The organism is Brevibacterium sp. FAM 24630, assembly GCF_049804075.1.
Classification (GTDB): Bacteria; Actinomycetota; Actinomycetes; order Actinomycetales; family Brevibacteriaceae; genus Brevibacterium.
This window is the reverse complement of sequence record NZ_JBNBZD010000001.1, coordinates 52,403-67,752: the sequence shown is the minus strand read 5'-3', so window position 1 is coordinate 67,752 and position 15,350 is coordinate 52,403. Positions and strand designations below refer to the sequence as shown.

General features: G+C 64.4%; 14 protein-coding genes. 13 read left to right on the top strand and 1 reads right to left on the bottom strand.

Annotation, left to right across the window (positions count from 1 at the left end; translation table 11 throughout):
- Positions 1 to 375: 375 nt before the first annotated feature.
- From ACPUD7_RS00290 to miaA, 10 genes are all read left to right on the top strand, one after another.
- The gene (locus ACPUD7_RS00290; protein WP_425118776.1) at positions 376 to 3,129 is read left to right on the top strand and encodes a DNA translocase FtsK 4TM domain-containing protein; all 2,754 of its coding nucleotides are present in this window, start codon (positions 376 to 378) and stop codon (positions 3,127 to 3,129) included.
- A gap of 107 nt (positions 3,130 to 3,236) precedes the next feature.
- Positions 3,237 to 3,902 carry a CDP-diacylglycerol--glycerol-3-phosphate 3-phosphatidyltransferase gene (pgsA, locus tag ACPUD7_RS00285; protein WP_425118774.1) on the top strand — a complete coding sequence of 222 codons (666 nt, stop codon included), beginning with the start codon at positions 3,237 to 3,239 and terminating at the stop codon, positions 3,900 to 3,902.
- Positions 3,895 to 4,464 carry a CinA family protein gene (locus tag ACPUD7_RS00280; protein ID WP_425118773.1) on the top strand — a complete coding sequence of 190 codons (570 nt, stop codon included), beginning with the start codon at positions 3,895 to 3,897 and terminating at the stop codon, positions 4,462 to 4,464. The genes pgsA and ACPUD7_RS00280 overlap by 8 nt, the downstream gene beginning before the upstream one ends.
- A 177-nt stretch (positions 4,465 to 4,641) precedes the next feature.
- Positions 4,642 to 4,971, top strand: coding sequence for a helix-turn-helix domain-containing protein (locus ACPUD7_RS00275; protein WP_135539340.1), 330 nt, complete (start codon positions 4,642 to 4,644; stop codon positions 4,969 to 4,971).
- Entirely contained in the window at positions 4,971 to 5,198 is a 228-nt protein-coding gene (locus ACPUD7_RS00270; RefSeq protein WP_135539338.1) for a DUF3046 domain-containing protein, read from the top strand. The genes ACPUD7_RS00275 and ACPUD7_RS00270 overlap by 1 nt, the downstream gene beginning before the upstream one ends.
- A gap of 224 nt (positions 5,199 to 5,422) precedes the next feature.
- Complete coding sequence (gene recA / locus ACPUD7_RS00265; protein ID WP_135539336.1) at positions 5,423 to 6,514, top strand: recombinase RecA; 1,092 nt, start codon at positions 5,423 to 5,425, stop codon at positions 6,512 to 6,514.
- The gene (locus ACPUD7_RS00260; protein ID WP_425118770.1) at positions 6,495 to 7,397 is read left to right on the top strand and encodes a regulatory protein RecX; all 903 of its coding nucleotides are present in this window, start codon (positions 6,495 to 6,497) and stop codon (positions 7,395 to 7,397) included. Before recA ends, ACPUD7_RS00260 begins: the two co-directional genes overlap by 20 nt.
- A gap of 34 nt (positions 7,398 to 7,431) precedes the next feature.
- The gene (gene miaB, locus ACPUD7_RS00255; protein WP_425118769.1) at positions 7,432 to 8,928 is read left to right on the top strand and encodes a tRNA (N6-isopentenyl adenosine(37)-C2)-methylthiotransferase MiaB; all 1,497 of its coding nucleotides are present in this window, start codon (positions 7,432 to 7,434) and stop codon (positions 8,926 to 8,928) included.
- A 1-nt stretch (position 8,929) separates the two neighbouring features.
- Positions 8,930 to 9,643, top strand: a complete 714-nt coding sequence (locus tag ACPUD7_RS00250; RefSeq protein WP_135539332.1) for a hypothetical protein — start codon at positions 8,930 to 8,932, stop codon at positions 9,641 to 9,643.
- Positions 9,630 to 10,562, top strand: coding sequence for a tRNA (adenosine(37)-N6)-dimethylallyltransferase MiaA (gene miaA, locus ACPUD7_RS00245; protein WP_135539330.1), 933 nt, complete (start codon positions 9,630 to 9,632; stop codon positions 10,560 to 10,562). The genes ACPUD7_RS00250 and miaA overlap by 14 nt, the downstream gene beginning before the upstream one ends.
- A gap of 123 nt (positions 10,563 to 10,685) precedes the next feature.
- Here the strand turns inward: miaA and ACPUD7_RS00240 are convergent, their stop codons facing one another.
- On the bottom strand, positions 10,686 to 12,044 hold the full coding sequence (locus ACPUD7_RS00240; RefSeq protein WP_135539328.1) for an MFS transporter: 1,359 nt from the start codon (positions 12,042 to 12,044) through the stop codon (positions 10,686 to 10,688).
- Positions 12,045 to 12,299: 255 nt separating this feature from the next.
- On the opposite strand from ACPUD7_RS00240, the gene ACPUD7_RS00235 reads away from it, so the two are divergent.
- The 3 genes from ACPUD7_RS00235 (at position 12,300) to ACPUD7_RS00225 (ending at position 15,314) form a co-directional block, all read left to right on the top strand.
- Positions 12,300 to 13,166: a methylenetetrahydrofolate reductase gene (locus tag ACPUD7_RS00235; protein ID WP_240689731.1), complete on the top strand. Its 867-nt coding sequence runs from the start codon at positions 12,300 to 12,302 to the stop codon at positions 13,164 to 13,166.
- Positions 13,167 to 13,255: 89 nt separating this feature from the next.
- Complete coding sequence (gene ligM, locus ACPUD7_RS00230; protein ID WP_135539326.1) at positions 13,256 to 14,659, top strand: vanillate/3-O-methylgallate O-demethylase; 1,404 nt, start codon at positions 13,256 to 13,258, stop codon at positions 14,657 to 14,659.
- A gap of 73 nt (positions 14,660 to 14,732) precedes the next feature.
- Positions 14,733 to 15,314 (top strand): PadR family transcriptional regulator, encoded by a 582-nt coding sequence (locus ACPUD7_RS00225; protein ID WP_135539324.1) that lies wholly within the window; start codon positions 14,733 to 14,735, stop codon positions 15,312 to 15,314.
- Positions 15,315 to 15,350 lie beyond the last annotated feature (36 nt).

Here is a 15,350-nt window from a genome sequence, read left to right as displayed (position 1 = left end):
AAGCCACGAGGGATCGACCAGACAACCCAGGCGAGACGGTGCCCGGGATGAGGTTCCTTCGAATTCGGCGAACTTCAGGGGTGGAACATCCGGCTGATCGGGCCTCCGACACCCCAGCTGACGTCGATACTTGTCCGGCACGGCTCGTCCACCACACGCCACACCACCCGCCTCGCCACACGCCGAAACCTGCGGATTTGCTGGGCAGGAGCGCAATATCGTCCTAAGATGAGAGACATGGCAACCAGAACGACTTCCCCCGCTTCTGGTTCCGGGAAACGCACAGCGCGCAAAAACGCTGGTCGGTCCGGTCAAGCGGGGACCGAAGAACCCGGGACAAACGTTGTCACCGGTGCATGGAGGGGAGTGGCCCACATGGCCGGAAACCGTGCGCGAAAGACTCTCAGCGACGAACCGACCGATCAGTCACCGACGAAGCGGGACGGCACAGCCTTCTTCCTCATCGGCCTCTCGATCGTCATCGCCGCCTTCGAATGGTGGAATATCCCCGGCGCGATCAGCGACGGCGTCCGCGGCATCGTCGAAGGCACCTTCGGGCGAGTGGCCCTGGCCCTGCCCGTGATCTTCACCTGCTACGCGATCCGCCTGTTCCTGCGCGGCGACGACAATCGCGGCAACAACCGCATCCTCATCGGGATGATCTTCGGCCTGCTCGCCGCATCCGGCCTGGCACACATCGCCGCCGGCAACCCGTCCTTCACGAACTCCCGCGAAGCCATGGCCAACGGGGGAGGAGCCCTCGGCTTCGTCGTGTCCTCGCCTTTGGTCGTCGCGACCACCGTCTACGTGGCGGTGCCGCTGCTCGTCCTGCTCGGACTCTTCTCCCTGCTCGTGGTCACCGCGACCCCGGTGCGCGCGATTCCGAAGCGTCTCACCGACCTGTACTACCGACTCACCGGCGGTGCCCGACCCAGCAGGACCGCCGAGGTGGACTCTGAGGGCAACCCCGTCGACCTCGTCGCCGACAACAGCCGCACCTCCGACCTCAAGCCCGTGATGGGCGCGAAGCGCCGGAGCCGGAAGAAGAAGACCGACATCCCGGACTCCGACAAGAAGTCCGACGACGACGCTGTCACCAAGGCCTACGACAAGGCCTACATCCACGAAGACGATGTCAGCGACGAAGAGGCCGACACCACGGTCATCGACACCGAACCGAAGCTCAAGCCCGGCCAGCGCCGTCCGACCAAGGCCGAACGCGAGGTCGCCGAGCTCAAGAAGACCATCGGCATGGACGACGACGCGAACCAGGCGAAGAAGTCCGAGTCCGCAGCCGCCTCGACGCCGGTGCCGGTGACGAATGCACCCCCGCCGCCGCCCACGGAGCAGCTGCCCGAACGCGTCGAACAGCTCACGCTGGCCGGCGACGTCACCTACACCCTGCCCGCCTCGGACAACCTCCAGCCCGGACCTCCCGCGAAGGAACGCTCCGAGGCCAACGACCGCGTCGTCGAAGCCCTGCGCGATGTGCTCGAGCAGTTCAAAATCGACGCCGAGGTCACCGGATTCTCCCGTGGCCCCACGGTCACCCGCTACGAGGTGGAGCTGGGCGCCGGCACGAAGGTCGAGAAGGTCACGGCGCTGTCGAAGAACATCTCCTACGCGGTGGCCAGCGCCGACGTCCGCATCCTCTCGCCGATTCCCGGCAAGAAGGCCATCGGCATCGAGATCCCGAACTCCGACCGTGAGAACGTCGCCCTCGGCGATGTGCTGCGTTCGAAGGCCGCCCGCAAGACCGACCACCCGATGGTCATGGGCGTGGGCAAGGACGTCGAGGGCGGATTCGTCGTCGCCGACCTGTCGAAGATGCCCCACCTGCTCGTCGCCGGTGCCACCGGTGCCGGTAAGTCGAGCTTCGTCAACTCGATGATCACCTCGATCATGATGCGCGCGACACCCGACGAGGTGCGCATGATCCTCGTCGACCCCAAGCGCGTGGAGCTGACGATCTACGAGGGCATCCCGCACCTCATCACCCCGATCATCACGAACCCGAAGAAGGCCGCCGAGGCGCTCGAGTGGGTCGTGCGCGAAATGGACGCCCGCTACGACGACCTCGCCCAGTACGGGTTCAAACACGTCAAGGAATTCAACAAGGCCGTCCGCGAGGGCCGCATCCATCCGCCGGCCGGATCCGAACGCGTCCTCCAGCCCTACCCCTACCTGCTGGTCGTCGTCGACGAGCTCGCCGACCTCATGATGGTCGCCCCGCGCGACGTCGAAGCCTCGATCCAGCGCATCACGCAGCTGGCCCGTGCCGCCGGCATCCACCTGGTGCTCGCCACCCAGCGTCCCAGCGTCGACGTCGTCACCGGCCTCATCAAGGCCAATGTGCCCTCACGACTGGCCTTCGCAACCTCCTCGCTGGCCGACTCGCGAGTCGTGCTCGACCAGCCCGGTGCGGAGAAGCTCATCGGTCAGGGTGACGCCCTGTTCCTGCCCATGGGTGCGGCGAAGCCGATGCGTGTCCAGGGTGCCTGGGTCAACGAGTCCGAGATCGAGAAGGTCGTCGACCACGTCAAGGGCCAACTCAAGCCCAACTACCGCGAAGACGTCGCCGTCGAGGCGCCCAAGAAGGTCATCGACGAGGAGATCGGCGACGATCTCGACCTCCTGCTCCAGGCCGTCGAACAGGTCGTGACCACCCAGTTCGGTTCGACGTCGATGCTCCAGCGCAAGCTGCGTGTCGGCTTCGCCAAGGCCGGCCGGCTCATGGACCTCATGGAGTCCCGCGGCATCGTCGGGCCCTCCGAGGGTTCGAAGGCCCGCGATGTGCTCGTACGCCCCGACGACCTGCCGGGAACCCTGGCCATCATCAAGGGCGATACTCCGCCCGAAGATGACTCCTCCGGGGCCGCGGCCGAACCCGAAGGACAGGACCATGGCCAGTCCGGGCATGCCTCGGCGGCGGGAGACTACGACGAGGAGTTCGAGGACTACGGACAGTCGTCGAACCCCGGCTCGCAGTCGTCGGATCACGGACGCGACCGCTACGCCCACGGTGTCGGCCACGCCGAAGACTTCAGCGTCGGTGATATCGACCCGGAGACCGGGCTCGAAGTCGTCGAAGCCAGCGGAGAGGACGCCTGGCAGCTCACCGGGCGGTGAGTCTCGAACCCACCCCTTCGCCGAGGCGGCCGTCCGTGACCACGGACGGCCGCCTCGGCGATTGTGGCTGCGATGATCTGTCCAGCTCACTCCGATAGGGTGGAGTCGTGAACGATCGAGTCGAGGCCGGAGCCTCTCAGCAGCCCGCCGCAGAACCGAGCCCATGGAACATTCCGAATGCGCTCACGGTGCTGCGCATGCTCATGGTGCCCGTCTTCCTGGTCCTCCTCCTGGCCCAGGGAGGCGACGATGTCACCACCCGCTGGTGGGCCCTCGTCGTGTTCCTCCTGGCGATGCTCACCGACAAGATCGACGGTGATCTGGCCCGCAGATACAACCTCGTGACGAACTTCGGCAAGATCGCCGATCCGATCGCCGACAAATCTCTCATGGCCGCCGCCCTCATCGGGCTCGCGATCATCGTCGAACTGCCCTGGTGGGTGCCGGTGATCATCCTCGTGCGCGAACTCGGCATCACCGTGCTGCGGTTCTTCATGATCCGCATCGCCGTCATGCCCGCCTCACGCGGCGGGAAGATCAAGACGGTGCTGCAGACCGTCGCCATCGGACTCTTCCTGCTCATCTTCCCGTTGGCGCACCTGGTCCCGCCCGTCGTCTACGTCATCCTGCTCGTCTTCGCGTGGGTCGTCATGACCGGGGCCATCGTCGTCACCCTCGTCACCGGCATCGACTACTGCGTGCAGGCGGCGAAGCTCTACAAGGAGGCGAAGGCCGGCGGTTCGAGGGCGGCAGGGGACGGGGCCCGTGACTGATACCGAGCTGTTCGAATCCAACCGGCGCATCATCGCCACCTGCACACGACTGGGTCTGTCACTGGCCTCGGCGGAATCCCTGACCGGAGGGCGCTTCGTCGCCTCACTCGTCGACGTTCCGGGCGCCTCAGCCGTTGTGCGCGGGGGACTGGTCACCTACGCCACGGACCTCAAAGCCAGCCTCGCCGGAGTCGATGCCGACCACCTCGAGGAGACCGGGCCCATCGACCCGGTCGTCGCCGCACAGATGGCCGTCGGCACCGCTCAGAGATGCGTGGCCGACATCGGGATCTCATGCACCGGGGTGGCCGGACCCGACCCGCAGGACGACAAGCCGGTGGGGCTCGCCTACACGGCGATCGCCTTCGGCGGCAAAGCCACAATCTTCGAACACGAGTTCAGCGGCGACCGCAATGCCATCCGCAATCAGACGGTGCAGGCGATGGCGGTCAACCTCGACGAATTCGTCACCGCACTCGCCTTCGGCCCGGCCCGCGAACAGTCGCAGCCTGCCCCTGCCGAGAGCACCGAGCCCGGGGCGCTCGGGCCGTCGGGGGAATAACTTCGATGCTTAAGAGGTTGACCGAGTGATGACCATCGGACGTAATCTCTCCAAAGTCTTCGAGTGGACTGGCAAAACCATCCGCTCGGGGAACCAGGTTGGTGCTGTGTCACGGCCAGGTTGTAAGGTTATTGGAACCACCACGACGGAACGCGCTGACAAAGGGAGGGCCGCGTTATGTTATTGAGAGTCGAAATCGGCGACGCGCTACGCTCCGCCCGCCGTCGTCAAGGACGCACCCTTCGCGATGTCTCCACCGGTGCCAGCGTTTCGCTCGGCTACCTCAGCGAGATCGAACGCGGACAGAAGGAAGCCTCCTCGGAGCTGCTGTCGGCCATCTGCGAGGCACTCGATCTGCCGCTGTCAGCGCTGCTGTCCTCGGTTTCCGATCGCTTCGCCCTCGAAGAGGGAGTGCAGATCCCCGACACCATTCCGCAGGAACTGTCGGACAAGATCCTCGGCCATCCCGAGAGCTACTCCGGGCCACGCCTGGCCGCCAAGCCCTGATGCGGCACACGCTCTACTGGATCCTCATGAACGAGGAATTCGGTGAGGCGCGTGCTGCCTCCCTGCACACCGACCTCACCCTCAGCTCGCTCGGCTCACGCACCGCCGCAGAGGCGTTCTCGGCAGGAGTCGAACCCCGCGACATCTGGATCGCGGTCTGCGATTCCATGGGTGTGCCCGAATCTCGCCGCCTCGGCAAAGAGAAACCGCGCGCCACCCCGTTCTGATTCGTGCTGATTCCCGCTGACAGCAGACGTCGCGCTCGAACGAAATGCGCGACACACCCCGATATATAGAACACCTGTTCCCATGTCGGTTATGCTGGTAGGGAATCACGGGACCTGTGACCATGAGTGGCTGGTTATCCACGGGGGAAATCCTTCCTCTGTCGTTATGTCAGTGCCATCTTCTAGCCTTGGTCTCAACGGAAAAGCAACGAAGAGGAGACGTCATGGCACGTACACCCAAGAACCTTCAGGTCCCCACCGGCGGCGACAAGTCGAAGGCGCTCGAAGCGGCGATGGGGCAGATCGATCGCAACTACGGCAAGGGCGCGATCATGCGTCTCGGCGATGGGGTCCGGGAGCCGATCGCCTCGATCCCGAGCGGTTCGATCGCGCTTGACATCGCTCTGGGCATCGGCGGTCTGCCGCGCGGCCGCGTCGTGGAGATCTACGGCCCTGAATCCTCCGGTAAGACAACCGTGGCCCTCCACGCTGTGGCCAATGCTCAGAAGGCGGGCGGAATCGCCGGCTTCATCGATGCCGAGCACGCGCTCGACCCGGAGTACGCGAAGAAGCTCGGCGTCGACACCGATCAGCTGCTCGTGTCCCAGCCGGACACCGGTGAACAGGCGCTCGAGATCGCCGATATGCTCATCCGCTCGGGAGCCCTCGACGTCATCGTCATCGACTCCGTGGCCGCGCTTGTGCCGAAGGCTGAGATCGAGGGCGAGATGGGTGACAGCCACGTCGGCCTGCAGGCACGTCTGATGTCGCAGGCGCTGCGTAAGATCACCGGCGCCCTGGCCCAGTCGAAGACCACCGCGATCTTCATCAACCAGCTGCGTGAGAAGGTCGGCGTCTTCTTCGGTTCGCCGGAGACCACCTCGGGCGGTAAGGCGCTGAAGTTCTACGCCTCCGTACGCATCGACGTCCGCCGCATCGAAACCCTCAAGGAGGGCCAGGACGCGGTCGGCAACCGGACGCGCGCGAAGATCGTGAAGAACAAGGTCGCCCCGCCGTTCAAGCAGGCCGAATTCGACATCCTCTACGGCCACGGCATCTCCCGCGAAGGCAGCCTCATCGATATGGGCGTCGACAACGGCATCATCCGCAAGTCCGGCTCCTGGTTCACCTACGACGGCGATCAGCTCGGCCAGGGCAAGGAGAACGTCCGCAACTTCCTCCGCGACAACCCCGGACTGGCGGAGGAGATCGAACTGAAGATCAAGCACAAGCTGGGTCTCATCAAGGTCGACGAACCCGAGGAAGACGCCGAAGCGGCCGGAGAAGCACAGACGGATGACGTCGAAGTCTCCTGACACCCCGATGCCTGACGACGAGTCCACCGCACCGGCCGCCCAGGTCGGTGCGGGAGACTCCGGTCAAGCGACGACGCTTTCCCAGCTGCGCAGTGCGATCACCGAGATCGACCAGCGCCATGCCGAAGGCGAAGGCGGGTTCTTCGCCGGGCTCTCTGGTATCGACGCGGACCCTGCTCCGAGGAATGCGCCGCGAAAGAAGAAAAAGGCGTCCCGCAGCCCACGTCCGCAGAAGGACGCGGGAAACGGCTGGGTCGAAGGTGGGACCGACGCGCTTCCCGACTTCGTCGTTGTTCCGGACTCCGCGCAGACACTCGATGGCACACTCGCCCCTGACTTCGCATCTGAGGACAATGACACCGACGCCGGCACCGACCTCGAAGGCGGCCTGCACTTCGACGACGAAGACGATGCCCCCGACTTCGAGGCCGACTATGCGCAGGCGAAGAAGACAGCGATGAACATGCTCGCCATGCGCGATCATGCCAGCGACGAGCTGCGCAAGAAGCTGCTCAAACGCGACCTCATGCCTGAGGCCGTCGACGAACTCATTGAGAAGCTGCAGAATTCCCGTCTGCTCAACGACGAAGAATTCGCCCACCGCTTCGTCCGGGCGCAGAGGGAGAACCGGAAACTCTCTCGCTCCGTACTCAAACGCGAACTGAGCAAGAAGGGCATCAGCCCCGAACTCGCCGACGATGCCGTCGCCGAAGTCGATGGCGAGGAAGAACTCGCACGCGAAGTCGCGGCGAAGAAAGCGGCCTCGACCCGCCGTCTCGAATACCACGTGCGAGAGCGCCGAATCCTCGGCATGCTCGCCCGCCGCGGTTTCCCCTCGGCGATCTGCATCAAGGTCACCCGCGAGGTCCTCGCCGAAGACTGAACCGAGTCCGGGGAAGGGCTAGAATAGGTGCGCCATGACTGAACTGATTGATTCCCCGGCGACATCCGAGACCGCACCTCGCAGCTACGAGGTCAAGACCTACGGATGTCAGATGAACGTCCACGACTCCGAACGTCTCTCCGGACTCCTCGACGACGCCGGCTACGTTCAGGCCGACACCGACGACCAGGCCGATGTTGTGGTCTTCAATACCTGCGCCGTGCGCGAGAACGCCGACAACCGTCTCTACGGCAACCTCGGCCAACTCGCGAAGGTCAAGGAGAACCACCCGGGCCTGCAGATCGCCGTGGGCGGATGCATGGCACAGAAGGACCGCGACACCATCGTCAAGAAGGCCCCTTGGGTCGATGTCGTCTTCGGCACCCACAACATGGGCTCCCTGCCGGAGCTGCTCGAACGCGCCCGACACAATGAGGAAGCCCAGGTCGAGATCCTCGAGAGCCTCGACGTCTTCCCCTCGATCCTGCCCAGCCGCCGCGAATCCCAGCATTCCGGATGGGTCTCGATCTCGGTTGGCTGCAACAACACCTGCACCTTCTGCATCGTCCCCAGCCTGCGCGGCAAAGAGAAGGACCGTCGCCCCGGCGACATCCTCGCCGAGGTCGAAGCACTCGTGGCCGACGGAGTCGTCGAAGTCACCCTGCTGGGACAGAACGTCAACTCCTACGGTGCCGAATTCCGTGACAAAGGCGCGTTCGCGAAACTGCTGCGCGCTGTCGGCAACGTCGACGGAATCGAACGTGTCCGCTTCACCAGCCCGCACCCGGCCGCCTTCTCCGACGACGTCATCGAAGCGATGGCCGAGACCCCCACCGTCATGCCGCAGCTGCACATGCCGCTGCAGTCCGGTTCGGACACCATCCTCAAGTCCATGCGCCGGTCCTACCGGACGAAGCGATTCATGAACATCCTCGACAGCGTGCGCGAACGTATCCCGCACGCGGCCATCACCACCGACATCATCGTCGGCTTCCCCGGTGAGACCGAGGAGGACTTCCAAGGCACCATGGACATCGTCCGCCGCGCCCGCTTCTCTCAGGCCTTCACCTTCCAGTACTCGATCCGGCCCGGCACCCCGGCCGCGACCATGGACAACCAGATCCCGAAGGACGTCGTCCAGGAACGCTTCGAACGCCTCACGGCACTCCAGGACGAGATCGCCTGGGACGAGAACAAGAAGCAGATCGGCCGCGAGGTCGAGGTGCTCGTGACCAAGCTTCCGCACGATGATTCCCCACGACTGAGCGGTCGCGCCGCGGACAACCGACTCGTCCACGTCGGCATCCCCGAAGGCGCAGAGCCTCCTCGCCCCGGCGACTTCGTCACCGCCACCGTCACCGAGGCGAAACCCTACTTCCTGCTCGCCGATTCCGGATATTCGCTGCGCCCGTCCCGCGCCGGCGACGCCTACGACCGTGCGCAGGCCGACAGCTGCGGCGCTCCTGCGCCCGGACAGGGCGCGGGCGGGGCGACGAACCTCGGCATGCCGACCATCCGCCCCCGCGACTGAGATGAGCGGCTTCGCCATCATCCCGGCAGCCCCCGTGCTGCTCGACGACATCGACCGGACCGAAACGGTCCGCACCGCCGGACTGCGCGCCAAGATCCGCGAGATCCTGGGCACCCACTCGAACTGGGCACTGCCTATCGACACCCTGCCTCCCGTGGCCGGGCTCGGCGGCTGGGGCATCGATCGCGGCCTCGACCTCCGCACCGACCGACTCCACACCGGTGGTGCCTGGGTCGAGCTCGTCGAATCTTTGACCGAGACCGAACGGTCCCTCGCCGAGGCGGTCGATTCCGCCATCATCGTCGCCCTCCTTCATGCTCATGCCACCGGAGTCGAGGTCGGAGCGCTCGGGTCGAGTGCGAATCTGCTGCTGCCCGTCGACCTGTCCGGAGCCGCGGCCGAAGAAGCTCCTCTGGCCCCGGTCGACGGAGCCGCAGAATTCGACACCGCGGTCGTCGCGGCACTCACCGCCGGCGCGACCCTTGAGGCGGCCGCCGTTGTCGACCTCTGTGCCCAGGGGGAGTCCATGCATGCGAATCTCTCCGTCCTTGAGGCCGGGATCCAACACCTCATCGAACAGGGCGCTGAGATCTCGTCAGTCGACGTGAGGTTCGACGAGCGCGTCCACGATGTGCGGTCACTGTGCGGTACAGGTTCCTGGACGGCAGCGGAGACTGGCGCTCTCCAACACCCGGGCGTGAATGACCGTGACTGAGCACCACGATCCGCCGCCGATCATCGCCGTCGTCGGAGCCACCGCCACCGGCAAGTCCGAGCTCGCCCTCGATCTGGCCGAGCGCCTCGGCGGGGAGATCATCAACACGGACTCGATGCAGTTCTACCGGGGGATGGACATCGGCACCGCGAAGCTGCCGGTCACGGAGCGCCGAGGCATCGTCCACCATCTCATCGACATCCTCGACGTCACGGAAGAGGCGAACGTCCAGGACTTCCAAGCGCGTGCGCGGGCCGCCATCGCGCAGGTGCGTGAACATGGGCACCGACCGATCCTCGTCGGCGGGTCCGGGCTCTACGTCCGCGCCGCCGTCGATCATATGGAATTCCCCGGCACCGATCCGGCTGTCCGTGCCCGTCTCGAAGCAGAAGCCTCAGCCGATCGCTGGAGCCTGCACAAGAAGCTGCGGGAACTCGACCCGACCGCAGCCGCGAAGATCACCGTGAACGATCAGCGGCGCATCGCCCGGGCCCTCGAAGTCATCGAACTCACCGGACGCCCCTTCAGCGCCCAGCTGCCCGACTACCAGGAGATCGAACCGACGATCCACCTCGGGCTGAGCATGGACCGGACCGTCCTCCACGAACGCATTGCGACCCGTGTCGGACTCATGTGGGACCACGGCTGGGTCGACGAGGTCCGTGACCTCCTCGACCACGGACTGGCGGAGGGCAAGACCGCGTCCCGAGCCATCGGCTATGCCCAGATCCGGCGCCACCTCGCCGGGGAGCTCACCGTCGCCGAGGCGCAGGAGGAAACCACGATCAGGACCCGTCAGTTCGCCCGACGGCAGGACACCTGGTTCCGCCGGGACCCGCGCATCCACTGGATCGACGGCAGCGCCGCCGACACCGAACAGAACCTGGCAGCAGCGCTCAAGGTGCTCACTGAGCCCTGATCGGCGTCCGCCGACGCAGGTTCGACTGACGGTACGCCACTTCGCTCCGGCCTCTGTCCGGCTCGCCACTTCGCTCCGGCATGTGCTCGGCTCGCCACTTCGCTCCGGCCTCTGCTCGGCTCGTCACTCCGCTCCCGCATGTGCCCGGTTCTCGGTCTGCGGTCGCTTGTTCGCTTCGACGTCGATGCCGCGCATCCCCATGAGCACAAGCGATGCCAGGAGCAGCACCGCTCCGACGAACACATAGATCAGCTGCGGACTCCATCCTCCGTCGAGCAGGGCACCGGTGGCCGTCGGAGCGATGATGGCGCCGAATCGCCCGATTCCGATGCCCCATCCTGCGCCCGTCGACCGCAGCGTCGACGGGTACGATTGCGGCGTCAGCACGTAGAGTCCGGCGATGCAGCCGTTGATCGACATGCCGACAAGCACACCGAAGACCACGACGACTGCGATCCACTGCGCCATGAAAATGAAGATCGCCATGAGCACGGCAGCCACCACCGAGAACGTCATGAGTACGGTTCGCGTGGACCAGCGTGAGGTGAAGAGGCCGAAGACCACAGAACCGATGGCCCCGCCCAAGGTGAGACCGACGGTGACGATCATCGACAGGGTGTCTGTCAGACCGGTTTCGTGCATGAGCCGTGGAGTCCACGAATTCACGAAGTAGAACCCGAACATGATGATGAAGAACGTCGTCCAGACGACGAAGGTGACGCGGCGGTTCTGGCGATTGAACAGAGCCATGATTCCCGTCCCGGAGTCCGCTCCTCCAGCAGATGCGGCCGGCCTGGCATCGATATCGACGGGCTCGTCGAAACCGAGCCTGCGGGCGATGACTTCGAGCTTGGCCTGCGAATTGTGCGGCTTCCTGTTGTAGAGGAACGACGGGGACTCCGGTACCAAGAAGATGACCAGCAGGAGTGAGAAGACGGCCAGCGCACCGCCGAGGACGAACACCGATCGCCAGCCGGAGCTCGCGATGAGCGCGACCATCACGGATCCGCCGATCGCCGCACCGATTCCGTACCCCGCTGCATAGATGCTGATGACCAGGCCGCGACGCTTGCGTGAGGAGTATTCGGCTGAGATGACGTTGGTGGCAACCAGAATGCCTCCGATGCCCAAGCCGGTGACGATCCGCCACAGACCGAGCTGATTCGCCGAGGTTGCGGTTGCGGACATGAAGAGACCGATCGCATTGATGATGATGGCGATCACGATCATGTTCCTGCGCCCGATTCGGTCTGCCACCGGGCCGAGCACCAGGGCTCCGACGGCCATGCCGAAGAGCGCCGCGCTCATGACGAGTCCGAGAGCAGTCCCGGTAAGTCCGAATTCTTCGGTCACCTGATTGGAGGAGAAGGAGATGGCCAGGACGTCATAGCCGTCCAAGGCGTTGAGAAGTGTGCAGATCGCGACGATCAGCCATTGGTAGAAGGACATCGGCGAGTTGTCGATGCGAGTGCGTAGATCCACGAGAAGTCTCCGTCATTGTGAGGTCTGGTGAAGAGCAGGAACGTCGCCCCGATGCGACTTCCCTATACAGAGTCCCTATGATGATAGTGAAAATGAGATGCCAGTCACGCTAGCATCGCCCGAGCCGCAGGGCAATGGTTCGCGGCCAGGGCTCACTCCGGGGAGGCGATGCGCAAAGTACCTATGGACTGAGGCAAATACCTATGCGTATAGTGACTCACGGAACCCATTGAAGTGTTCGTGAAAGGCGGCCTCGTGGTCACAGCAACCGGAACTCAGCTCGTTGACGACTACTCACTCGAAATGACGGGCAAGGACGTCGAGAAGCTGCGTGAAGCGGCTCCTGCCATACCACCAGGCACTCGCGTCAACGTCACCTTCCTCGGCAACGAGGAGCTCGCGATGCGAGTCAACGCTGCGAAGGTGGTCCGCGAGCTGGGCTTCGTTCCGGTTCCGCACATCTCCGCGCGCAGACTGAAATCGCCAGCTGAGCTTGAAGACTTCCTCGGCGAACTTCAGCAGGTGGGGGCTTCGGAGCGCGTATTCGTCGTCGCCGGAGACCCGAAGGAACCGGAAGGACCCTACGCCGATTCGCTGTCGGTCATCGATACCGGAATTCTGCCGAACTACGGCGTGACCGAGGTCGGCATCGCCGGATACCCGGAAGGTCACCCCGATATCGCAACGAACGACCTGTGGTCTCATATGGAGGCAAAGACCCAGTCCCTGAAAGCCCAAGGGCTGGACCGTGTGGTCCTCACCCAGTTCGCCTTCGATGCCGACCGGGTCTGTACGTGGATCCGGGAGACCCGGGAGCACGGAATCGACTCCCTCATCCGCATCGGAACGCCCGGCCCAGCCGGAATCAAGCGGCTGCTCGGATATGCGGGCCGATTCGGGGTCGGGACAAGCGCCTCGATCGTCAAGAAGTACGGATTCTCCCTCACCAATCTTCTCGGCACGGCAGGCCCCGACAGGTTCCTCACCGAGCTGGCAGGCGAAATCGACGACCCGAGCAGGAACGACGGCCCGCACAGGAGCAACATCAAGGTGCACTTCTACACCTTCGGCGGCCTGCTCAACACGGCCCAATGGGTCAGCGACTTCTCGCCCGGACTCTAGGGGGCCCACGCCGAACGAGAAGTGCTGTCAGCGACCACCAGCAAGAACGCGACCATCAGCAAGAATCAGAACAGAGAGGTTCACATCCCATGACCGACAATCTCCAGCAGCTCCTCGAGACCACGAACCCGGTCGACCTGCTCCGCAATTCCCAGATCGGGTCATACATCTATCCGGTCGTCCCCGCTGACTTCAGCAACTGGATCAAGGAACAGCGGGCATGGCGGGAGACCGCAGTCCTCTACGACCAATCACATCACATGGACAACGTGTTCCTGCGCGGCTCCGACGCCATCAAGCTCATCTCCGACACCGCCATCAACTCAACGGCGAAGTTCGCGGTGAACAAGGCCAAGCAGTACGTTCCGACGACGGCCTCGGGCCATGTCATCGGCGACGGCATCCTCTTCCACGAGGCCGAAGACGAGTACGTCTACGTCGGACGCGCCCCGGCGTCGAACTGGCTGCTCTACCACGGCGAGACCGGCGGCTACTCGAACCTCGACATCGAGATCGATCGTCGTTCGCCCTCGCGCCCGTATGGCGACGCGGTCTCACGGCAGTACTGCCGATTCCAGATTCAGGGTCCGAACGCGTGGAGCATCATTGAGAAGCTCAACGGCGGCCCGCTCGAGAAGCTCGGCTTCTTCAACATGTCGACGATGTCGATCGCCGGCAAGCAGGTCCGCACGCTGCGGCACGGAATGGCCGGCGCTCCGGGCCTCGAGGTCTGGGGCCCCTACGAAGACCACCACCTGATCCGCGATGCCATCGTCGAGGCGGGAGCCGAGTTCGGCCTCCTGCCGGTCGGGGCTCGCGCCTACCCGTCGAACACCCTCGAATCCGGCTGGATCCCTTCGCCGCTGCCGGCGATCTACACCGGCGAGGAAGAGCGCGGTTTCCGCGAATGGCTCGGTGTCGACAGCTACGAAGCGACAGGAACGCTGGCCGGATCGTTCGTCTCGGAGAACATCGAAGACTACTACCTGACCCCGTGGGAGCTCGGCTATGGCTCCTTCGTCAAGTTCGACCACGACTTCATCGGCCGCAGCGCCCTGGAGAAGATGGATCCGGCGAAGCAGCGTCGGAAGGTCACCCTCGCCTGGGACGCCGACGACCTCGGCCAGGTGCTGTCCTCGCCGCTCAATGTCGACGGTCCGAACTACAAGTACTTCGATCTGCCGCTGGCGAACTACGGTTCGGCGAACTACGACTCGGTCATCGACGCCGAGGGCAACACAGTCGGCTTCTCGATGTTCACCGGATACTCGGCCAACGAACGTCGCGGACTGTCACTGGCCGTGATCGATCCAGAAGTTCCCGAAGGCGCGGAGCTCAAGGTCGTGTGGGGCGAGCCGAACGGAGGCACCTCGAAGGCATCGGTCGAGCCGCACGAGCAGACCGAGGTTCGTGCTGTTGTCAGCCCGGTCCCGTATTCGACGGTCGCACGTCAGACGTATAAGGGCGGTTGGCGGACCGGCTACACGAACTGACACCGCTATCCTGAGAGGGCCCGGACTTCGGTTCGGGCCCTCAATGCGTTCGACTACAGGGAGATTCAGACCTATGAGCCTACGCAGTGCCCTCCTCGTGCTCCTGCGGATAGCACCCATGTCCGGCTACGAGCTGCAGAAGCAGTTCTCGCAGTCCGTCGGATACGTCTGGCACGCTCCGGACTCGCAGATCTATCCCGAGCTGAGGAAGATGGCCAAGGAAGGACTCGTCGAGCCCGAAGAGCAGACCCGGGGGAGCGTGGCCACCCGGCGGGTGTATCACGTCACGGATGCCGGTGAGGACAACTTCGCCGAATGGATGCGCACTCCGCTGAAGTATCAGCGCACGCGTGACGCTGCGCATCTCAAAGCCGCGTATCTGGAATCAGCCGATCATGAGACCCGAACAGCCTTCCTCAACGATCACATCGCCCATTGGACTTCTGAACTGAAGTGTTGGGAAGACGAGATCGACAAGATCGACACACTGACCACACCTATGCTCCAGCGGCGACTGGAAGTGACCCGCCCCGAAGACCGCGAGAAGACGATCGCGTTCAAGCGATTCGCCTATGAAGGACTGGCCGAGAAGGCACGAACCGAGATCGCGTGGGCGCAGAGGGGCCTCGAGCTGGCGAAGAGATTCGGTCCCTGATCGGAGACTGTATCGAGCCGCCGAGGTCCACCGATA